Source organism: Dyadobacter arcticus (genome assembly GCF_011762185.1).
GTDB classification, from domain to species: domain Bacteria; phylum Bacteroidota; class Bacteroidia; order Cytophagales; family Spirosomataceae; genus Dyadobacter; species Dyadobacter arcticus.
Genome location: NZ_JAASQJ010000002.1, coordinates 755,474 through 776,283, shown reverse-complemented (window position 1 = coordinate 776,283; position 20,810 = coordinate 755,474). Strand labels below are relative to the sequence as shown.

18 protein-coding genes are annotated in these 20,810 nt (G+C 43.2%); 3 read left to right on the top strand and 15 right to left on the bottom strand.

Annotation, left to right across the window (positions count from 1 at the left end):
* Nucleotides 1-54 precede the first annotated feature (54 nt).
* Nucleotides 55-1,314 carry a glutamyl-tRNA reductase gene (hemA, locus tag FHS68_RS11080; RefSeq protein ID WP_167269950.1) on the top strand — a complete coding sequence of 420 codons (1,260 nt, stop codon included), beginning with the start codon at nucleotides 55-57 and terminating at the stop codon, nucleotides 1,312-1,314.
* 142 nt (nucleotides 1,315-1,456) lie between these two features.
* Here the strand turns inward: hemA and FHS68_RS11075 are convergent, their stop codons facing one another.
* The 10 genes from FHS68_RS11075 to FHS68_RS11030 all read right to left on the bottom strand — a co-directional run bounded on the left by FHS68_RS11075 (nucleotide 1,457) and on the right by FHS68_RS11030 (nucleotide 11,057).
* Complete coding sequence (locus tag FHS68_RS11075; RefSeq protein WP_167269949.1) at nucleotides 1,457-2,272, bottom strand: ferritin-like domain-containing protein; 816 nt, start codon at nucleotides 2,270-2,272, stop codon at nucleotides 1,457-1,459.
* A gap of 16 nt (nucleotides 2,273-2,288) precedes the next feature.
* Nucleotides 2,289-2,987 (bottom strand): ferritin-like domain-containing protein, encoded by a 699-nt coding sequence (locus tag FHS68_RS11070; protein WP_167269947.1) that lies wholly within the window; start codon nucleotides 2,985-2,987, stop codon nucleotides 2,289-2,291.
* 289 nt (nucleotides 2,988-3,276) lie between these two features.
* Nucleotides 3,277-4,875: a DUF4394 domain-containing protein gene (locus FHS68_RS11065; RefSeq protein ID WP_167269945.1), complete on the bottom strand. Its 1,599-nt coding sequence runs from the start codon at nucleotides 4,873-4,875 to the stop codon at nucleotides 3,277-3,279.
* Between the two features lie 187 nt (nucleotides 4,876-5,062).
* Nucleotides 5,063-6,391, bottom strand: coding sequence for a DEAD/DEAH box helicase (locus tag FHS68_RS11060; protein WP_167269943.1), 1,329 nt, complete (start codon nucleotides 6,389-6,391; stop codon nucleotides 5,063-5,065).
* A gap of 53 nt (nucleotides 6,392-6,444) precedes the next feature.
* Nucleotides 6,445-6,798 carry a DoxX family protein gene (locus FHS68_RS11055; RefSeq protein WP_167269941.1) on the bottom strand — a complete coding sequence of 118 codons (354 nt, stop codon included), beginning with the start codon at nucleotides 6,796-6,798 and terminating at the stop codon, nucleotides 6,445-6,447.
* Nucleotides 6,799-6,800: 2 nt separating this feature from the next.
* Entirely contained in the window at nucleotides 6,801-7,442 is a 642-nt protein-coding gene (locus tag FHS68_RS11050; protein ID WP_167269939.1) for a porin family protein, read from the bottom strand.
* A gap of 312 nt (nucleotides 7,443-7,754) precedes the next feature.
* Nucleotides 7,755-8,675, bottom strand: coding sequence for a hypothetical protein (locus FHS68_RS11045; RefSeq protein ID WP_167269937.1), 921 nt, complete (start codon nucleotides 8,673-8,675; stop codon nucleotides 7,755-7,757).
* A gap of 7 nt (nucleotides 8,676-8,682) precedes the next feature.
* The gene (gene purN / locus FHS68_RS11040) at nucleotides 8,683-9,252 is read right to left on the bottom strand and encodes a phosphoribosylglycinamide formyltransferase (RefSeq protein ID WP_167269935.1); all 570 of its coding nucleotides are present in this window, start codon (nucleotides 9,250-9,252) and stop codon (nucleotides 8,683-8,685) included.
* 129 nt (nucleotides 9,253-9,381) lie between these two features.
* Nucleotides 9,382-10,077, bottom strand: coding sequence for a TapB family protein (locus tag FHS68_RS11035; protein WP_167269933.1), 696 nt, complete (start codon nucleotides 10,075-10,077; stop codon nucleotides 9,382-9,384).
* A gap of 98 nt (nucleotides 10,078-10,175) precedes the next feature.
* Entirely contained in the window at nucleotides 10,176-11,057 is an 882-nt protein-coding gene (locus FHS68_RS11030; RefSeq protein WP_167269931.1) for a geranylgeranylglycerol-phosphate geranylgeranyltransferase, read from the bottom strand.
* Nucleotides 11,058-11,236: 179 nt separating this feature from the next.
* On the opposite strand from FHS68_RS11030, the gene bshA reads away from it, so the two are divergent.
* The gene (gene bshA / locus FHS68_RS11025; protein WP_167269929.1) at nucleotides 11,237-12,376 is read left to right on the top strand and encodes an N-acetyl-alpha-D-glucosaminyl L-malate synthase BshA; all 1,140 of its coding nucleotides are present in this window, start codon (nucleotides 11,237-11,239) and stop codon (nucleotides 12,374-12,376) included.
* Between the two features lie 142 nt (nucleotides 12,377-12,518).
* Complete coding sequence (locus FHS68_RS11020) at nucleotides 12,519-12,773, top strand: DUF4834 family protein (protein ID WP_167269927.1); 255 nt, start codon at nucleotides 12,519-12,521, stop codon at nucleotides 12,771-12,773.
* An 89-nt stretch (nucleotides 12,774-12,862) separates the two neighbouring features.
* On the opposite strand, the gene carB is transcribed toward FHS68_RS11020, so the two are convergent.
* From carB to nuoB, 5 genes are all read right to left on the bottom strand, one after another.
* Nucleotides 12,863-15,706, bottom strand: coding sequence for a carbamoyl-phosphate synthase large subunit (carB, locus tag FHS68_RS11015; protein WP_167269925.1), 2,844 nt, complete (start codon nucleotides 15,704-15,706; stop codon nucleotides 12,863-12,865).
* A gap of 210 nt (nucleotides 15,707-15,916) precedes the next feature.
* Nucleotides 15,917-17,731 carry a BamA/TamA family outer membrane protein gene (locus FHS68_RS11010; protein WP_229211853.1) on the bottom strand — a complete coding sequence of 605 codons (1,815 nt, stop codon included), beginning with the start codon at nucleotides 17,729-17,731 and terminating at the stop codon, nucleotides 15,917-15,919.
* 85 nt (nucleotides 17,732-17,816) lie between these two features.
* Nucleotides 17,817-19,529, bottom strand: coding sequence for a hypothetical protein (locus FHS68_RS11005; RefSeq protein WP_208408282.1), 1,713 nt, complete (start codon nucleotides 19,527-19,529; stop codon nucleotides 17,817-17,819).
* A gap of 105 nt (nucleotides 19,530-19,634) precedes the next feature.
* Complete coding sequence (locus FHS68_RS11000) at nucleotides 19,635-20,168, bottom strand: NADH-quinone oxidoreductase subunit C (RefSeq protein ID WP_167269921.1); 534 nt, start codon at nucleotides 20,166-20,168, stop codon at nucleotides 19,635-19,637.
* 15 nt (nucleotides 20,169-20,183) lie between these two features.
* Nucleotides 20,184-20,708: an NADH-quinone oxidoreductase subunit NuoB gene (gene nuoB / locus FHS68_RS10995; protein ID WP_167269919.1), complete on the bottom strand. Its 525-nt coding sequence runs from the start codon at nucleotides 20,706-20,708 to the stop codon at nucleotides 20,184-20,186.
* Nucleotides 20,709-20,810 lie beyond the last annotated feature (102 nt).

Sequence of the window (20,810 nt, the reverse complement as noted above, 5' to 3'; positions counted from 1 at the left end):
ACTTTTCTATTGAAATTTTGTGCCGTATTTTTGCCCATTGAATCAGACCTAGTGATGTATAATCAGTTCAAATCAGTAAGCTTATCACATCGGAATGCTCCTCTTGCTATCAGGGAACAACTGGCATTGAATGAGGCGGAAGCGAAGGGCATTATGCTACGTCTGAAGGATTTCTTTGATGTCGCCGATGTACTGGCCGTATCTACCTGCAATCGTACTGAAATATATTATTCTTCTTCCTCAGACTTGAATGAAGAGATTATCAAACTCCTTTTGATAGAGAAAGGAGTTACTGATATCGAATCATTTCAAACTTATTTTGAGCGTTTTGCCGAAGGAGAAGCTGCTGTTCTGCACCTTTTTCAGGTTGCAACGGGTTTACAATCACAGGTTGTAGGTGATATGCAAATCCCGAATCAGATTAAGCATGCATATCAATGGTCAGCTGATCTTAACATGGCTGGTCCATTTCTTCACCGTTTACTCCACACGATATTTTTTGCTAATAAAAGAGTCGCCCAGGAGACATCTTTCCGTGATGGCGCTGCGTCGATTGCTTATGCGGCCGTAGAATTATTGGAAGGTTTAATGCCAAATCCAAAGGTCCTTGTTGTTGGTTTGGGCGAGATAGGTACGGACGTTTGTCGGAATTTATCACAAAAGCCAGAAACGGAAGTGACGCTTGTTAACCGTACATCGAGCCGGGCAGATGAATTGGGAAAAGAGCTGGGTTTCCGGGTTGCAGATTTCTCCGACGTTGAAGCAGAAATTTCCAGGGCTGACATTATTATTTCGTCGGTAAGGCGTGATGAACCATTTTTTACAAAAGAAATGATGGTTCGCCTGAGAGGAATGTCATTCAAGTATTTTATTGACCTCGCTGTTCCGCGCAGTGTTTCTCCCGAAGTGGAGGAAATTCCTGGCGTAATGCTTTACACAATTGATTCAATTCGTTCCAAAGCTGACACTGCACTGCATCGCCGCCTTGAAGCTGTTCCACACGTGAGAGAGATTATTGATGAAGCTGTGCTGGAATTTAATGATTGGTCAAGAGAAATGATCGTATCTCCTACAATCCAGAAGTTGAAAGGTGCATTGGAACAAATCCGGAGAGAAGAGCTTACCCGTTTTACTAAAAACCTGACCGATTCGGAATTGGAAAAAGTGGAGCGGATCACTACCAGCATGATGCAAAAAATACTAAAACTACCCGTGCTGCAATTAAAAGCAGCTTGCAAGCGGGGTGAGGCCGAGACTTTAATAGATGTACTAAATGATTTATTTAATCTTGAAAAAGAAAAGTCGGATCATTGACTAAATATAACATTAACTGATTTACCCGCTGGATCCTATCCGGCGGGTTTTTTTGTTTTCGTTTTTACACAAAAAAGAGAGGATGACTTTGGTCATCCTCTCTATGTATTACCTTACCCTCCACAATAATTAATTGTATTTTTTACATCGTTTTAACGATGAATGGTCCGGCGATTGCCAATACCTCTTCCATTGTTAATGGTTCATCGAAAGATTCAGTTACAGCATCGTCTGAAATCGATCCAATGCCTGCAAGCGTTGAAGCATCCAATCCTGCATGAACCATATTTGATTCAGGGGTCATACCTGCGTAAACTGCTGGTGGGAAACCTTTTGCCTGAGTAATCCATCCTTTCATCATTGGATCATTTTTAAGTTTTCCAATGATTCTTCTTACTAGTGAAGCATGGCGAGCCTCAACTGAATGTACCTGGAGTGCATACTCAAGAATTTGAGGAGCACTGATCAGATTACCAGCCTGACCTTTGTAGGCACGAACACCAGTATCTTCCAATGCTGCTGAAATCGTGATAAAAGTCATGAAGTTAGTCCATGCGTCAGGAAACGCACCTCCATAAGTGAAGTCGAAAGTAGGGCGATCAACCGCAGCACTACCAAGAGCAGCTTTCAGGAAGTGAACGTGCTGAGTTTCATGCTTCTCAATTTGAGAGAACACAAGTGTATACTCAGCAGGAATGAAATTGTCCATTCTGTTAGCCTGGAAGTAAAATGTTTCTTCCAGGTATTCAAGTGTAAGTGCGAAATTCAGAATCTCTGTTACCGTTGGAGTTGCGCCATATGCTTTGTTAACAATTGATGCAAAAACAGTAGGAACTGCGGCTGCGGCAAGTGAGCTGCTTACGCGGTTCATAAACATACGGCGGGTAGAATGCTCAAGGCGTCCTGCAGCGTCACCGTCAACTTTTTGAATGCTGTCTAATATCTTAAAAATATCCATGTCTGTTGTTTGTTAATTAGCTTGGCAGATTTTTTCCACTGATTTTGTCCATCACGAATGGTGATACTCCGTCAAGAATAATCGAAGGAGAATAAGCATGCTCAAGTCCATTTTCGTCAATCTGGCCATTCGCAAACTCCAAAGCATTTGGATTAATAAGGTCAGCAATTGCTGATGCATGTCTTGCTTCAACAGAAACAATTTTACCTGCAACTAACAAGTAATTAACATCTTCGATCAGTTTCCCTGCTCCATTGTAAGCGGCTACACCAGTATCTTCGAACAATTTTGCAGCTCCCAAAACGCTGGTACGGCTTGCGAAATCGATTTGCGAGAAGTTAGGAGTAAGACCTTTAATGGCCTTCATGCCAAGCGCAGCCTTGAAAAATTCTCTGTGAATGATTTCATGGTCACGGATATCTGTAAGAATCCATTTTTCCATATCTGTCATGTTCAGATAAGGAGTAGTCAAAACCTGGATGTAAAAAGCAGCTTCCAGTTGTTCTAATGCATAAGCGTAATTAAGAATACCAAAATCTCCTGAGCCAAGGTCTACCACATCGTCGGACATCAGATCTTGCTCTGTGCAGGCACCCATGATAAATGCGCCGGTCGTTGCAGCCACCCCTGCCGATCTTAAGAAAAAGCGTCTGTTCACTTTCGATAGCATAACACTATCTGAGGAATCAGAAAATTGCGTTAAGGTTTTTTTCATAAAAGTTTTTTTTAGATTTTGAGCAAATGAAATCTTATGAAGGAATCACATTCAGGAAGACTTACGGTTTGAATTGAATAATGGATTGAGCTATTCATAAATTATTTTGCCGGATCTCACCTACCTAACTTAACATTTTGCATTAATTCAATATTACCAAACTATAAGTGGCGTTTTGATTGAATTATTCGAATGATTGCAATCGAAAGAATATTTTTCGAACCCAGAAAATAAGAAAAAAAAGGCGGCGTGTCATCGACACGCCGCCCATTAAAGAGGTTCTTAGATGTTAAAGTCCAAATCCTAATGCAAAACCTTTTACAGATCCTGCAAAGTCAGACATCTTAGTAGCTACTCCAGAAGTAAGGTTGATGTTGTACAATCCAGTACTTCCACTTACTGTTAGCAGCGCATAAGCAGTTCCCGTTTTGCTGCCAATATCGAAACCATTCGCCGAGTCGAAGTTAACGCCCAAAGCTCCAATTTTTTCAAGGCCTCCACTGTTTGGCGGATTTTGCTTGAACAATGTATTTGATTCGCTATCAAGATCATATAGTACCGTAGCCGTCGTGCCTGCAAAGCTGTTGGTGTATGCAGCAGCATTAACAGTTGGTGATCCTGGTCCAGGAATTAGATTCAGCATGCCGTCTACAATGGTAACACCATTGGTAACATTAATCCGGAGATTCTGCCCAGTGTTGGTAACCACACGCAATCTGTCTGCAACCGGGTTGAAATCAACGCCAAAGCTTGTTCCCATAACTTTGAATGTCGGATCATCCATATTTCTTAATTCCGCAAGAAATCTTGATGCGCCGCTTCCAAGATCAACTGTGTAGAGCTTTGTATCTGAGCCTAGCCCGTAAAGGCGTCCGTCCGCCGGTCTAATGTCGATACCTTCAAGCGTAACACCCATTGGTAAGCCGGTAATCATCTTTTCTACCCGGGTCGATGCATTCATTGGATTGAATATCAACAGCTTATTGGAGTTATCCACAGCGTAAGCAACCGGATTAGTCGGAACAGCGATCCCTATAATCTTACCGGATGGAAGGTTGCCGATTTTGGTTAATAAACCGCTGGATAAGCTAATTTCATCCAACTCCCAAGCGCCACCAATCAAAACAGATACAATCCCCATGTTGGTACCAGCAGCAATGTCAAAGCCACCTACGTCCGTGATGTTCTTGCCCAATCCGCCAACTTCCTGCAAAACGCCATCATTAGGAGGCATTTGAAGGAAAAGTTTATCCACTTTTGGATCGATATCATATAGTTGTGTGGTTGTAGCACCCGCAACGCTATTGGTATAAGCCGCAGCTGCTACCATTACATCGTTGTAACCTTTCAGGTAACCATCTACCGCTACAAGCGCACCGGTTTCAGGATTAAGTCTGTAATTCTGGTTAGTGCTGGAAACTAAACGAATCTTATCAACAGTAGGGTTGAAATCGAACCCAACCATTTCAGGACCTGAAATTCCTGGACTAAAAGGAACAGGGCTGATAATGGTTGCCCTTCCCGGATTAATGTCTGCACGCAGGTTGATCGTGTAAAGGTGGTTTTTGTTTCCGATTGCATACAGCTGACCTGTTGCCGGGCGAAAATCAATACCTAATAATTTTTCGCCTGATTCCAGGCCTTGGATTGTGAGGGTACGAACGGGTGTACCCGGGCTTTGTACATTTAATTCATAAAGCGTGTTGTTGTCTGTTAATGCATAAAAGATTTGATCTGCCTCTGTGCGGAGCGAGCTGGATTGTCCTTGGCCGGGAGCAGATTGTTTTTCAATCTCGGTTTGTTCAATACAAGACTGGACTACGAGCAAAAGTGCGGCAAGAAAAAGCGGGGTAGCAAAACTGACCCCGAGGAATTTAGAAATTTTCATAACCTTTCGGATTTGAGTTGAGAAATGGGAACTGACAGGTCACATACGTTTAAAACGGCAAAATGGATCAGCGGTGTTTAATTTTATTTTAATGCCAAAATACCGATTATTATTGGTTACTGATGCAATTAACTACAAGACAATTTCTTCCTGATGATCAAGCCATGGTCACGTTGGAGCGGGTCTCCTACTTTTTGCCAGATCGTTTGATCGGCCTGCCGTATTTCTGCATTTTTTCTTTTGCATGATCACGGCGAACATTCACTTTTTGATTCTTTGCAATCTTTTCATGAAATGCCCCGCCCGTCGAATCTCTTCTTGGAAGCTTCATTTCGATGCTCTTCATGTAAATCAGAGGCTCCTCGTCCGGGGTGAGGATGTCAGATATTTTTAATTTTTCCGGCAAAGGCAGGATTGGTATCTTATAATTCATCAGGTCTTCAATCTGTTCCTGCAATTCTTTATCCTTTTCGGTAATAAATGATATTGCAATCCCTTTTTTATCGGCCCTGCCCGTTCTTCCTATACGGTGGATGTAATTCTCGGGCGTTTCGGGAATATCAAAGTTGAAAACGTGGGATACCTCGGCAACATCCAGCCCCCTGGCGATAATATCCGTGGCAATTAATATGCGATACGTCCCTTCGTGAAATTGTTTGATAGAATTGAAGCGGTGGTTTTGTTCCTTATTAGAATGTATGACACCAATCCGGTTTAGGAAACCGAGCTCAAGCTGCCCAAATAGCTGATCTGCCAGCTTTTTGGTCGCTACGAAGATCAGTACCTTGCTCATGTCTTCGTTTTGTTCCAGGAGCAGGTCGATGAGATTTACTTTCGTATAAAAATTAGGAACATAATAGGCCAGCTGCTCAATGTTTTCCAGCGGTGTTCCGACCGGCGCCGCTTCCACGCGGACGGGATTATTAAAATAAGTTTGCATTAAAGATTCCACTTCATCCGTCAATGTGGCAGAAAAGAGTAGGTTCTGACGCTTTTGGGGAAGTAAGTCCAGTATATTTTTGAGCTGCGTACGAAATCCCAGATTAAGCATTTCATCCACTTCATCGATGACCAGTTTTTTAATGGCTTTCGTTTTCAGCGAACCGTTCAATGCCAGGTCTACCAACCTGCCGGGTGTTGCGACGACAATATCAGCGCCATTTTTCAACTCTTCCATCTGGACTTTAATGTTCCCGCCCCCATATACGCCCACTACTTCAAGGGTCATATAGGCACCCAATTTCCTAACTTCTTCCACCACCTGCACAACGAGCTCGCGGGTTGGGACAAGTATGAGCAATTGGGGGAGCCGGTCTTTGGAGAATTCGAGTTGCCGGAGCGTTGGCAATAGGTATGCAAATGTTTTCCCTGTTCCTGTTTGTGCAATTCCACAAACATCTTTACCCGACATCATGACGGAAAACACCTTTTGCTGAATTGTGGTAGGAGAAGTATATCCTGCTTCGGTGAGTGCCCGCAGCAAGGGTTTGTTAAGATTTAATTCTTCAAAAGTCATAACCCTATTCAAAATGAGATACAAAGTTACTCGTATTCTTCATTAACCTTGAATTAACGGGTGTACAACCATGCCCACCATATGAGCACGAATTGTAATGGCAGCCTTAAAATGGTGACCCAGAGATAGGGATTTTTGTGATGGTAAAAGTCGATAGTCATCTGAATATTGGCCGGAAAGACCGCGATGAGAAGCGCAATAATTAGCCACGCGCCAAAGTGACGCGTGTTTGGTATAATCAGCATCAATCCAAAAATAATCTCGCAAAACCCGCTCAGATAAACCAATTGTAAAGGATGCGGCATGTAATGCGGCATGATCCTCAAAAAAGTTTTGGGACGTATGAAATGCATTGTACCGGCAAGCATATATAATGACGCCATGAAGTACAATGCTATTTCTTTCATATTTATCTGGCCCTGAACCTGCCGGTTGTTTTGTTGTAAGTGCCTAGTGGAAAGCTCAGGCCTACATTAATCCCAAAGTTATTATTTTTGACATTTGAGTCGTCCGACTGCGTAATGTCGAGCAATCCTAAGCCATAGCGAGCATCAAAATTGAGCCATATCTTATCCTGCAAGCGGTAATTCAAACCAGCTCCAAATGTCAACCCTAGATCGAACGGATTGAAAACACGGTTGTTGGAATCGCCATTGATGTTATTGCCATCTTTATCTCTTGCTCCAACCAAAAAGTTGAAATTTGGTCCCAGGAAGATTTTAGGGCGAACCCGATCACCATATTCACCAAAGAAAAAAGTAGCCAGCAAAGGAGCCTGAATGTAGTTGAGTCGGGTAACATTGGATTTATTTGCAACCTGTGCCCCTAGTTGCGTAAAGAGCAATTGACCGCTAAACCCAAAACCAGATTCTGAACTGTAATTGTAAAAACCACCGATTGTCGGCCCAACTTTCCAGTCGGTATTGGATACATCTCCACGGAAATTAGTAATAGAAATTCCAGCAATTGGTCCTATGGAAACATTTTCCTGTGCTTGTGCCTGCGAGATACAAAAAGTTGCGGCAAGTAGTAATAAAATACAATTTTTCATCGATGTGCTGTTTGAATGAATTATAACAATCGTCCAAAAAAGATATGCCAAAAAGTGCTTAAAGGCCTTATTTTAACCTGTGACAACAATTTTCAATCCTGATGGCGATATTTATATATTTACATTTTAACATTTTGACGTAAAATCGTAGAAATTAGTACCCAACTGCATCTTTCTCCCGCAAATGCAAAGCTTGCGTTATTAAAAACCTTTGTGCAGGTCGGGTACGCCTGCCCCCTTACGAAATACGAAAAGCGTTGCAGCTGCACTTGCCAATGCAATGCCATCTACTGACATTACATAGTTGGAAATTTACAGGTTCAATTCCTGATAAGATATAAGAACGATAGCGACGATCGCCATTAATAAGCCCAATCTGTTATAATTGTTCAGCCGCTCTTTGAAAACTGCCCAGGCTGCCAGGGCGGACACAAGCATAGTGAGAATGTTGTAGATCGGAAAAACATATGCGGCACTATTCCCAAATGAGGCGAGGGCCAACAAGAGGAAGTAGAGAGACAGGAAGTTAGGTACACCCAATATCAACCCACCCAATACACTGCGAAATTGAAGCTTTTCGCCTTTTGTGACAATCCTGAAAAGCAATAATGTGGTCCCGATTAATATGGCTCCCGTGCAGGCAATGATCATAAAAACCGTCGTCTGGCCAGGCAGATAATATTTGACAGACAAAAAATTGATCAACGTATTATTAGTGCCTGCTGCCAAAAAAGTCAGGATCGGAAAGATCCATAGGGGCGAGGATATTGTTTCCACCGCACTATCCGGTTTTATTTCCTTGTCTTTATCTGCTTTTTGAATTGCACCCAAAGCGAGTGCGGCGAGGGCTACGACCAGGCCCAGATAATTCAGCGACGTAAACTCTTTATTGTTATTGCGAAAGACAAAAAGCCCAAAAAGTACGGGGATAACCAATGACATATTGCCCGCCAGGGAGGTAGCAGTAATGCTTACTTTTTGGGCGGTGAAGCCTATCAGCATAAATGCAGTCACGAACATTGCTCCCAATGCCAATGTCAAAAGTGTCCCGGTTGAATTCCATTGGACTTCACTGAATGCTGTCAGGTCGGGAGTAAGTATAAGTCCGGTAATTACACAGGAATAATAATTAAAAACCACAGCGTGAAATGAGTCCACCTGATAGCGGGGATATGCCCGCATAATCAGGTAAAGCATTACAGTAAAAATAACAGCAAGGACGAAATAAAGCATACGCTGGTTACTGCTTGGAAAGGATATCGTCGATCACGCGCGGATAGTGTTCGTGTTCCAATATATGTATTTTGCTTTCAAGATCTGCGGCTGTATCTGTTGGAGCTATGTCGCAGGTAGCCTGAAAAATAATATGTCCTTCATCATAATGCTCATTAACAAAATGAATGGATATCCCCGACTGCAAATCGCCCGCATCGATTACTGCTTCATGGATATAGTGGCCATACATACCTTTTCCGCCGTATTTGGGCAGGAGGGCAGGGTGGATGTTGATCATTTTATTTGGGAATGCGTTCACCAGCATAGGAGGGACGAGTAACATAAAGCCAGCTAGTATAATGAGGTCTATGCCTTCATTCTGCAAGATCTGTGGAATTTTGCCCGTATGATAAAATGTCTTTTTATCAAAAAAAACCACTGGTATCTGCAGGCGGCAGGCCTTTTTGATGACACCGGCCATGGGGTTATTCGTAAAGATCAGGGAAACTTCTACATCTTCTCTTTTTGCAAAGTATTCACTTATTTTTTCAGCATTTGTCCCGGAGCCGGACGCAAAAATGGCAATACGTTTCATGGTTGTGTAGTTAAAATTATTATCGATGAGAATAAATTGTAATAGTTCTATTACAAAACTATAAAAAAACGGCTCAGGGAATAACCGAAAGCCGTTCTTTGTCAAAATGTTAATTGAATATTATCAAAATCAATAGATTTTACTCAATTCACTATACGCCATCAATTTACCTTTTCTGTAAGTTTCTGTTTTGAGGTCCCATATAATTCCGGGCGCGCGGTATGAAATGGTTTGCATTTCCATTTTGACCGGAAACCCCATCACCATTTCCATATTCAGATCCGAATTGATTTTGTAGGCATCATAAGTGCCTGCCGGCACTGTCAGCTTTTCTTGGCTTGCCACAGTGCGGTTTTTGATGTGCATATTATAGGTAATGCCCATAGGTCCCGATTTGCCTTCTCCTTTTACAGAGGCATCTTTCAACTTGTCCCCGACGGAATATTTGGTTGGATATTCGATATTATCATAAGTGAACTTCATCTCCATATTCTGGAATGACTTAAGCTGTTCCTGATTGATCATTGAGCTGGCATCCATAATCAGCACATTGCCTGTACATTTCAGTTTATAACTATTTTTCAACTGGGATTTACCCTTAGTATCAAGGGATTCCATATCGACGGAGAAAACAGTACTGGCACCCTCGCTGGCGATTTTTGCAATTTTGTAAATAAGTTTTCCCGAGGGCTTCCCTTTTCCATCAAAATTGTTCATTTCAAAACCGGAGCCTTCTTTAAGATTAAATCCCATGCACTCCTGAGCTACGGACGGTGTGCTGAATGCAGAAAGACATAACAGGATCCATAATGTAAACTTTTTCATTGTTTTTAGTTGATTAGCGATTTAGTTTTTTGGGGTTGTAAAGATACTTTTTCCATCCAGTTTTGATGCTGCTCAACCGTTAAAATGATTATTTGGATTCACGCCCAGATCATTGTCAATAATCCGAGCAGCATAATAATCTTGCAGAGATTGCTACTCTCTCTAAAATCACGGCGGGTATCGGCCTGGTATAATCTGACTCCCAGAAAGAGCAATGGTGCCAGAAGGAGGAAAAATAGGATTACCAATACGCCATTATCGAGCGCATGGGCCATGATAAATAGTGTAATTACAAAGAATAGGAGGACCAAGTAAACGAAATTTTTAGTTTTTCGGATTCCCCAAATGATCGGCAGCGTTCGACATCCGTGCGCCTCGTCACCCTTTATGTCTTCCATGTCCTTCACAATTTCCCGGATCAGGGAAATAAAGAAAGAGAAGACTGCGTAGATGAAGACAATGTGCCGGTTTGCCGGGAAATGAACGGTCAGGATAAGCAGCGAAAACCCGGTGAGCAGTGAAACAATGAAGTTACCGATGAAAGGCAACCGCTTAAAACGCTCCGAATAAAACCAGAGCATTGTAATGGAGCACACATTAACCAGGAAAATATATGGGCTTACGACAAGTCCCAAAACTGCGCCCATCACATTCAATACCTGATGCGCTCCCATTGCCCAGCGCCTTTTCAGGTAGCGGCCCACCACCACCCGCTCGGGTTTGTTGACAATGTCGATTTTGACATCAAAATAATCGTTGATAATGTAGCCCGCAGCGGCAATGCAGACGGTCGAAAGCGAAAGCAGGAACATATCGAAATTGCCGATAATTGCTTTCCATTCATGCCTGGGCCCAATCAGGAGAATGCGTGTGAGATACTGGGTCAGTACGACAATCACCAGATTGGTCATTCGTACCAGACGGACACTTCCGGCGATGTAATCCCATAATCTGATTTTGGGCCTGGCAGACACATTCATGCAGGTTAACGCTGAAAAGAAGGTTTAGGCACTAAAATTATCCATTTTATAGCATTAACGACAATTCAATACATCTTTATCCATTTGTGGGATAAAAAAGAAACATTTGTTGTTAGTTGTTTAAAATCTGTAATCCGGGCGGATTTGAGGACCGGATCTTCAACTATTTTATTAACAATATGAAAATTGGTATCGTATGCTATCCCACATTTGGAGGAAGCGGCGTAGTTGCAACTGAACTTGGAAAAGCGCTTGCCAAAGTGGGGCACCAGGTTCATTTTATCACATATTCACAGCCTCCGCGCCTCGATTTCTTTAATGAGAATCTTTATTATCATGAAGTAAATATACCCGCTTATCCCTTGTTCCAATATCCGCCTTATGAGTCGGCGCTTTCCAGCGAAATGGTACATGTAGTAACCCAGGCTGGCCTCGATTTGCTGCACGTTCATTATGCAATCCCTCATGCATCTTCGGCTTATCTTGCCAAACAGATTTTGGCTCAGCAAGGCATTAATATTCCTGTCATTACAACTTTGCATGGTACAGATATTACTTTGGTAGGTAAGGATGCTTCTTACGAACCGGTTGTGACATTCAGCATTAATCAGTCTGATGGGATTACAGCAGTTTCCGAATCGCTCAAAAAGGATACTTACAGCCATTTTAATGTAACAAAAGACATTGAGGTGATTCCTAACTTCATTGATCTCGACCGATTTAACCGCCAGAAAAAAGATCATTTCAAACTGGCCATCTGTCCAAATAACGAAAAGCTTATCGTCCATACTTCCAATTTCAGGAAAGTAAAACGGATCGATGACGTGATCATGATTTTTGAACAATTACGCAAATTATTACCGAGCAAGCTGTTATTGGTTGGCGATGGTCCCGATCGTGCGCGCATCGAAAGACTCTGTAAGGATCTGGATATGTTGTCGGATGTGAGGTTTTTGGGTAAACTGGATGCAATTGAAGAGGTGCTCTCTGTTGCCGATTTGTTCTTAATGCCCTCAGAATCGGAAAGTTTTGGACTAGCCGCTTTGGAAGCATTGGCTTGTGAAGTTCCGCTTATTACCTCCAATGCTGGTGGTTTGCCGGAGTTGAATTTACATGGTATCACTGGCTTTTTAAGTGACGTAGGTGATGTGGACGATATGGTTAAAAATGCCGCTTATATTCTGCATGACGATAATCTGCCAACATTCAAAACCAACGCGCTGGCACGCGCCAGGGAATTTGATGTCGCCAAAATCCTCCCGCATTACGAAGCGTATTACGAACGCGTTGTGGAAAACACCAGGGCTATCGAAATTTAGGAACAATATTTGAGGCTTCCGTTTGTAATGGCCATGGGCCTTTCCGCTACCCAATTATCACACTCGTTATGTTTTTCGTTATATTCGTGTGTGGTTTTGGCTACGTTTACGTTATTAAGTGAAGTAAAAAAACTTTCGAAATATGAAACTGTTATTTAATATAATCCTCATTTTTCTGCTTCTGATCGCGTTTGTTCCATTTTTCAGAAGATTTATTTTTCACTTGCTCGTAGGACGTCAGCTTATTAAAGAGCAGGAAAAGCAATTTCGCGCCGCACAACAGCAGCAGCAGCAACGGACGAAGGCGGGGGTAAGAGTGGATAATGTTCCGCCTGGTGCAAATCAGTCCTCTCAATTTAGGGGAGGCGAATATGTGGATTACGAGGAAGTCAAGTAGAATATTTTTTCAAGTTATAAAACAAACAGCCGACATTTTGAATGTCGGCTGTTTGTTTTTAGCCTGCTGGTTCTTAATATCCGTAGATCCTACCTACTCAAATAAAGATTTCTTTCGCTGTAAATTTTTTGAAAGAAATCGTCCTGCAAATCGTCAATAAAATAAATGGCTTCTCCCGTGGACTTCATTTCAGGCCCAAGTTCCTTATTGACATTCGGGAATTTATTAAATGAGAAAACCGGGATTTTAATCGCCCAACCCTTTTTAACAGGGTTGAAAGTAAAATCCTTCACCTTCTTATCTCCCAGCATGAGCTTGGTTGCATAGTTTACGTAAGGTTCCTGGTACGCTTTACAAATAAATGGAACAGTCCGCGAAGCCCTTGGATTTGCTTCGATCACAAATACCACACCGTTTTTAACCGCGAATTGCACATTGATCAAGCCTTTCACATTCATGGCCAAAGCAATCTTGCGCGTATGCTCTTCTATCTGACGAATTTCATCCTCAGTTAGGTCAAATGGCGGAAGAGCTGCGTGAGAATCGCCTGAATGGATCCCAGCTGGCTCAATATGCTCCATTACACCGATGATGTAAGCTTCTTCTCCATCACAAATGGCATCAGCCTCTGCCTCCAATGCTCCTTCCAGGAAGTGATCGAGCAAGATATTGTTATCAGGAATGTCATGAAGGATTTTCACAACATGTTGTTCCATTTCTTTCTCGTTGATCACAATCTTCATGCTCTGTCCACCCAAAACGTAACTTGGTCTAACTAGCAGTGGGAAGCCAAGTTGACGTGATAGTTCGACAGCTGCATCGGAAGTCCTCACCGTACCAAATCTCGGAAAAGGTATACCCAATTCCTCCAAAAGCGAGGAGAAGCGGCCTCTGTCTTCGGCCCAGTCCAATGATTGATAGCTGGTACCTATGATTTTAATTCCATATTTGTCAAGCTTTTCCGCCATTTTCAAGGCAGTTTGTCCGCCAAGCTGTACGATTACACCCTCAGGCTTTTCATGCATGATAATGTCATACACATGTTCCCAGAAAACCGGTTCAAAGTATAATTTATCAGAAATATCCGGGTCAGTAGAAACTGTTTCAGGGTTGCAGTTGATCATAATGGTTTCATAACCAGCCTCTTTCGCGGCCAATACACCATGTACACAGGAATAGTCAAATTCAATTCCCTGTCCGATCCGGTTAGGTCCTGAACCCAATACGACCACCTTTTTCCGATCGCTTACAATTGACTCATTGTCAGGAAATTCCTGGGACGAATTAAAAGTAGAATAATAGTAAGGTGTTTTTGCCTCGAACTCGGCAGCACAAGTATCCACGCATTTGTAAACCCTGTTGATACCAAGCGCAATTCTTTTATCGTAAACTTTGCTTTCCTTGGTATTGATCAAATGTGCGATCTGACGGTCTGCGTAGCCTTTTTGTTTGGCAGTTAGTAACAATTCCCTTGGGAGATCATCCAAATCAAATTTCTCAATCTCATGTTCCAGTTCGATCATTTCCTCAATCTGGCGCAAGAACCAGGAATCAATTTGCGTCAGGGTCTGAATGGTTTTGAAGGACAAACCAATCTTGAACGCATCATAGATATGGAATAACCTGTCCCAACTTGGATGTTTCAGACTGTACTTAATCGCTTCCTGATCGCGAAGTTCGCGGCCGTCGGCGCCCAACCCGTTTCTGCGTATTTCAAGCGATTGACATGCTTTTTGCAATGCCTCCTGAAAATTACGACCGATACCCATCGCCTCACCAACAGATTTCATCTGCAATCCCAGCGAACGATCCGCTCCCTTGAACTTGTCAAAATTCCAGCGCGGAACTTTTACAATCACGTAGTCTATTGAAGGCTCGAAAAAAGCTGAGGTACTTCCGGTAATTGGGTTAATTAATTCATCAAGGTTATATCCAATGGCCATTTTCGCCGCAATTTTTGCGATCGGGTAACCTGTTGCTTTGGATGCAAGCGCAGAAGAACGGGAAACGCGTGGATTGATTTCAATTGCAATTATCTTATCGTCGGCCGGATTTACGGAGAATTGCACATTACAGCCGCCAGCGAATTTTCCAATTCCGTCCATCATTTTGATAGCCAGGTCCCGCATTTGCTGGTAAAGCGTATCAGGAAGCGTCATAGCCGGTGCGACAGTAATGCTGTCGCCGGTGTGAACGCCCATTGGATCGAAGTTTTCGATGGAGCAGATGATGATGAAATTCCCTTTTCCGTCGCGGAGCAATTCGAGCTCATATTCCTTCCAGCCAGTTACGCTTTGTTCTACCAAAACCTCGTGAACGGGAGAAGCATGTAAACCATTATTAAGGGCTTTATCAAAATCTTCTTCTTTTTCAACAAATCCGCCACCTGTTCCACCAAGTGTAAATGAAGGCCGGATCACGAGCGGAAAACCAATTTCCTGTGCAATTTCCTTCCCTTCTAAAAATGACCTAGCCGTGCGTCCTTTACAAACATTTACACCCAGTTCCAGCATTTTAAGACGGAATTTCTCCCTGTCCTCTGTGGTTTCAATAGCCTTAATGTCAACACCAATGATATCAATCCCATATTTTTTCCAAATGCCAGCCTTGTCGCAATCAATCGCCAGGTTCAGGGCCGTCTGTCCACCCATCGTTGGAAGTACTGCATCAATGGGTTTTCCCATTGCTTTGTGTTTTTCCAATATTTCGATGATGTACTTTTTTTCCAACGGCAACAAATAAACGTGGTCTGCACTGATCGGATCCGTCATAATGGTTGCCGGATTTGAATTAATAAGAACCACCTCTATGCCTTCTTCGCGAAGTGAACGGGCTGCCTGGGAGCCTGCGTAGTCAAATTCGCATGCCTGACCGATGATGATTGGACCTGAACCGATAATTAGAACGGAATGAATATTCGTATTTTTGGGCACAGTAAATGGTATTTTGTGTAGATATGAAGGAAAAACTATAACAACTTTTGGGGCTGCCTGTTATTTGTGAGCAGGGGTACGTCCAAAAATTCCACAAAGTTAATTCACATATCCGAGAAAGAGGGATCGGTTAGTTGAAAAACTTCAAAATATTAGAATTACAGCGATTACATATTGAAAACGATGAGTAGCGCAGTCCCGGAAGTGCAGTTATTGAAGTGGTACAATGGATGGGGCTGAAATATCGAAGTCCCGAAGCCTAAGCGGCACGTTACCATCGACACCGAACCGCCAGGGCGACGAATTGGCAGGAATGTTTGGATAATAACCTACTCTTAACTGCAAAGTATTGAAAGTAAGATTTTCATTTCTAAGCCTCAAACCAAGTCCATAACCCTGATAAAGAGGGCCGCTCCAAAGGGAAGACACTCCATTAACCAAGCCCAAATCGGCAAAAACGAAATAGGCAATACGGAAACCCAATAAGCTTTTATCGGAGAAAAATACAGTTTCAGTTCCTAGGGTCAACCTTTTGGTGCCTATCAGCTGTTCGTTGTTGATACCTCTTATTCCCTGATCCCCGCTGATGTTCAGGTAATCCAATGGATCACGCCGGATCCCGTGGGTATATCGGAAAGTCAGGAATTGCCGGAAAAAGCTATAACGGAAAGGGATCAGATTGCTGATGTAATTAAGCTGGCCATTGATAACACCCTGTTGTGCTTTGCTATTCTTAAAATAAGTACCTGTGTTGGCAATTGCATACATATAGCCCAGATTATGAGGGAGATATTTGCCAATTGCGTATTGTACTCCGCTGTAACCGCGTCCACCAAATTCGGTATGCTCCTGCCCAAGGGTCAGCGCAAAAAGGCTGCCAATCGGAACGTCCTCTGTGCGGCCAAATCCGTAAATCAGAACGTCACGTTTGTAGTTACGGTTGGAATAGCCGAGACTGATGAGCGTAGCGCTCCGGTTCCAATATATTTTGTTTAGATCTGCCGTAACCAGCGGCCTGTCGTCAAAGCGGTACTTGTTGTGTCGGAGCGCCACTACGAGGCGGGAATTCTGGCTTAGCCTGCTATTCTTGAATGGATATTTAAATGATCGCCCAAGCCAGATATCGTAATATTTAAACTCAGTGGGAAAAAGCGGGACGGACACATCGGTACTATCTATCCTCCGCTTATTTTGTAGCAATGTCGTATGTCCTGCATCAAACGCGCCAGCGTATTTTGTCTCATTGGTTAAAAATCGTCGATAAAATCGGATGGATTGTTCTTTAATATCCCTTTCAAGAATAAAGTTTGCCTGGCCTGTGATGAATGTTTTGCCAATGTAAGGCACGGTGTAAATGGTACGGAACTGGAATTTTCTAATCGAATCCTTCGCATCCCAGCGGACAGCAGTAAGCTGGGAATGTGTCGTCCCTCGGACGTTAATGTCCTCGATTTTCGCATTAAATTTTTTGAAGGAGCTGAAACCGGCGCCGAAATTCAATGACCAGGCGTCTTGTATCAACACGATCACATCAGCCATCCAGGTTACATCTTTGCGGGGAATTACAATGATACGCGCATCCACAATAGTCTTATTCGACCTTAGTAAACGTTCATTGTCTTTTAATACCTGGGCCTGAATATCATCTCCTTCGGAGAATCGCAGCAATGATTTTCGAATGATGCCTTCCCGGGTATTAGTATGTACACTTTTACTTAAAAACCTTTCGAGCCTTTTGCCTTTTCTGGTGGTATCGTAAACGGATTCACCTAAAATGTCGAGTTGTCGGATATATATTTTGCGGATGACCATTCCCTCGTAAGGCGTAAAAGGATTGGTTTCAATTTCCTTGACCTCAGTAACCTTACCCTTATTATAAACATCCCGAAATAGCAGTCGGTAAACTGCCCGCGAAAATTTGGTTTTCGACATCCTGGCTTTCAGGTTGGTATATCTAATGCTGTCACGGCTGTAAACGGCCATGCTGTCGGGATTTTGAGCCGAAGCGAGACCGGAAACCAACATCAACAGCAATAAATATCTACACATCGGGCTACTCAAAATTCCAAACCAACAAACTTAACGTAAAGGAAGGATTGTCAGATATAGCTTACTTCCCAGCCTGCAATATCGCCTGGATGGTCTTTTCGCGTTCGCTGGGTGGTGAGGCTTTTTTTAATGCAAATTTTCCATTGGGCCTGATCAAGGAGAAAGTGGCGGCGTCCAATGGGTTAAGCCTGAATAGCAAGTCCATCATCTGATCGTTGTTCATGAGTAAATGGACCCCTTTTAATTTATGCCGGACAATGTATTGTTTTAAAAGTGTTTCGGATGTACCGGCTCCTTCATTTGGTAAGTGGATATACATAAAAACAATGTCTTCGGGTAGGCTTGCCTGAAGAGAAGGTATAAAGTCGAGCTCGTCACGACTTTTTCCATCTTCAATATTCCATTTCGCCAGATAAACCGTTTTGCCCCGATAGCCTTCCAGCACGCGATCGAACCAGGCGGTCCCCCGGTCGTTGGACGCGGCGAGCCAATAGCCAGGCAATGCTTCAACAGGATCTGTTTTGAGTCCCCTGAAATCCACCAGTCTTCGAATATCGGCGCTATCACGTACTTCCAGCGCCACGATTTCGTCAAGCGACTTTTTAAATTGATCAGTTGCCGTCCTCGATTGTATGTGCTTGCTCAGTAGCAATTGCTCGGGATATGTAAATTTGTAAAGGTTTTTGGCCAGGTACCGGACTTTCAGAAATTCGGTGGCAGTACTGTCGAAAATGTCACTGTAAATTCTGCTCTCTCTTTCGTAATTAAAAAGCAGGTTCAATACCATTTCATTCTTTGCAAAGAGCTTATTAAGGAAGTCCAGCTCACTTTTTTCGGCTAATCCATTTTCAGTGATTTGCTCAAGATGCCTGCGTTCGTCAGCGGAAAGGTTCGTCGCATTATTCCGGATCAGGGATGCCATTAGTCTAACGGGGAGGGAATTAACCATACTGGGATTTGACATTTTACGGTTTTCAACCAAAATGTCAGCATAGTTACCAAAGCGGTTCGCCCATATCACACGCTGTCCGGTAAGTGGCGTGCCTTGCAATCTCTTCAGGCTGTCCAATAAATCTTTGGATACCACATAATCGGTTCCAAGCGCATGCTCGTACAACAACTGCAATCCTTCTTCATCCGTAACCGACTTAATCCATTGAAAAAGAACGGGTGAAAGGATTGCCTTTTGCGTAATATTCTGAAGTGCAGATAACCTGAGTTGTTCTCTTGCATTCACCACTGCCTTCGCTTCGGTAGTGCCTTTTTGCCAAAAATTTTTGAAGAAGTTTGGTCCAAGCAAATCTTTTGGAGAAGTAACCGTCACAGCCAGCATGGTCTTACCCGATTCAGCCAATTTGTTTTCTGCCTCCACATATAGCGGATACTGATTGTTGGCGTCGGCATTCACTCCGGCGAAAAAGAAAAGCTTTTTGGCCTTTCCAATTGAATCTCCATTGAAACTGATTTCCACAGTCCCCGGCGATCCCAGAAATGTAGCGAACGCCTTACCACCGTAATCCAGATAAATCTCTTCTTGTGGGAATAAAATAGGTAACGAAACCCTGAAACTTCCGTCAGGTTCAAGCGGAGCCTGTTTACTAAGCTCAGATTGTGGTTGGAGAATGTTGTTTCTCGAGAAATTTATGAAAGAGGCCTGCCTGTAAAGCCTGCCATTGAGGTTTTGTATGCGACCCTTAATGATCAGCGAGTCGGTAGCAGCGAAAGAGGCGGAGAGTAAACCCGAAAAAAGAACGGTCAGGAAGATGAAGCGCATGCACGTGGCTATTAAAAATTAATAACGAAAAATAACGAGCCTTTCTCATGCTACCAAATTTGTATTATTTATTTCCACGTAATGGCGGATCCGCTAAGCGTTACGTTATACTCTGTCCGAGGTGTCGGGTAGTTGACCGTCTTCATATCGGACGTAAATTCCATGGTAACGATCCTGGACGACATAATCTTTACGTAATGGATGGCCTTCCCAATCCTCAGGCAGGAGAATGCGACGCAAATCCGGATGACCTTCAAAATGAATACCCATCAGATCAAATGCTTCTCTCTCATGCCAGTCGGCAGTTCGCCAGATATGTGAAACAGTTGGAACGGAAGGCAGCGGCGCACCAGGGACATTTCTTGAAAAAACCGTTTTTATGGTTAGATTGAGGTTGTAAGGGATAGAGGTTAAATTATAAATAACTTCCATAGTTGCCAATCCTGCACCATTATCAATTGCTGTAATGCAGGCGAGATAATCGAAATACAGCCTTTCATCTTCAAATAAGAACCGACATATATCTGCAATGCTTTCCACAGGCACTACAAGGATGGGCTGTGGTCCTTTTATGTCGGCGTCGATGGACAAATCGGGAAACTTTGATACGATCAACCCGGTTATTTCCTGAAAATTCATAGGCCAAAATAGGGATTAAACGGCCACGGTTTCGGCGGCTTCCATTTCAAGGAATAGCTGAGGTGCCGGTGCATTACTGTTTCTGATCTTTTCCTGCAACTTCATAAATCCACCAATCAATGCTTCCGGACGGGGCGGGCAGCCCGGAACGTATACATCTACCGGTATGATCCTGTCAACACCTTTCACAACATGATAACCATGTTCCCAGTAAGGACCGCCGCAATTGGAGCAGCTACCCATCGAAATCACAAATCGGGGCTCGGGCATCTGCTCATATAACCTGCGAATCCGGTCAGCCATTTTAAAGGTAACCGTTCCCGCAACAATCATCACATCCGACTGCCTTGGGGAAGGCCGGGGCAGGATCCCAAATCGTTCAAGATCATAATTGGATGCATAGGTTGCCATCATTTCAATGGCGCAACAGGCCAATCCGAAGCCCATAGGCCATAACGAAGAGAGGCGCGCCCAATTCATGAGGTCTTCTGCGTTGGTCAGGATGATTCCACCGTCTCCGGTTTTTGGTCGTTCACTCATGGGGTCAATTGGCGAAATATGAACTGGTATGGATATTGCTTACGTAAGAATACCGGCTTCTACGAAAGTAACCATATTTGACAAGAAACCGTTTCAGCCCAC

What these genes read in the sequence shown, in the direction of transcription:
- hemA (WP_167269950.1), top strand. Translation starts at nt 55, where the DNA reads ATGTATAATCAGTTCAAATCAGTAAGCTTATCACATCGGAATGCTCCT.
- FHS68_RS11075 (WP_167269949.1), bottom strand. Translation starts at nt 2,272, where the DNA reads ATGGATATTTTTAAGATATTAGACAGCATTCAAAAAGTTGACGGTGAC.
- FHS68_RS11070 (WP_167269947.1), bottom strand. Translation starts at nt 2,987, where the DNA reads ATGAAAAAAACCTTAACGCAATTTTCTGATTCCTCAGATAGTGTTATG.
- FHS68_RS11065 (WP_167269945.1), bottom strand. Translation starts at nt 4,875, where the DNA reads ATGAAAATTTCTAAATTCCTCGGGGTCAGTTTTGCTACCCCGCTTTTT.
- FHS68_RS11060 (WP_167269943.1), bottom strand. Translation starts at nt 6,391, where the DNA reads ATGACTTTTGAAGAATTAAATCTTAACAAACCCTTGCTGCGGGCACTC.
- FHS68_RS11055 (WP_167269941.1), bottom strand. Translation starts at nt 6,798, where the DNA reads ATGAAAGAAATAGCATTGTACTTCATGGCGTCATTATATATGCTTGCC.
- FHS68_RS11050 (WP_167269939.1), bottom strand. Translation starts at nt 7,442, where the DNA reads ATGAAAAATTGTATTTTATTACTACTTGCCGCAACTTTTTGTATCTCG.
- FHS68_RS11045 (WP_167269937.1), bottom strand. Translation starts at nt 8,675, where the DNA reads ATGCTTTATTTCGTCCTTGCTGTTATTTTTACTGTAATGCTTTACCTG.
- purN (WP_167269935.1), bottom strand. Translation starts at nt 9,252, where the DNA reads ATGAAACGTATTGCCATTTTTGCGTCCGGCTCCGGGACAAATGCTGAA.
- FHS68_RS11035 (WP_167269933.1), bottom strand. Translation starts at nt 10,077, where the DNA reads ATGAAAAAGTTTACATTATGGATCCTGTTATGTCTTTCTGCATTCAGC.
- FHS68_RS11030 (WP_167269931.1), bottom strand. Translation starts at nt 11,057, where the DNA reads ATGAATGTGTCTGCCAGGCCCAAAATCAGATTATGGGATTACATCGCC.
- bshA (WP_167269929.1), top strand. Translation starts at nt 11,237, where the DNA reads ATGAAAATTGGTATCGTATGCTATCCCACATTTGGAGGAAGCGGCGTA.
- FHS68_RS11020 (WP_167269927.1), top strand. Translation starts at nt 12,519, where the DNA reads ATGAAACTGTTATTTAATATAATCCTCATTTTTCTGCTTCTGATCGCG.
- FHS68_RS11010 (WP_229211853.1), bottom strand. Translation starts at nt 17,731, where the DNA reads ATGTTGGTTTCCGGTCTCGCTTCGGCTCAAAATCCCGACAGCATGGCC.
- FHS68_RS11005 (WP_208408282.1), bottom strand. Translation starts at nt 19,529, where the DNA reads ATGCGCTTCATCTTCCTGACCGTTCTTTTTTCGGGTTTACTCTCCGCC.
- FHS68_RS11000 (WP_167269921.1), bottom strand. Translation starts at nt 20,168, where the DNA reads ATGAATTTTCAGGAAATAACCGGGTTGATCGTATCAAAGTTTCCCGAT.
- nuoB (WP_167269919.1), bottom strand. Translation starts at nt 20,708, where the DNA reads ATGAGTGAACGACCAAAAACCGGAGACGGTGGAATCATCCTGACCAAC.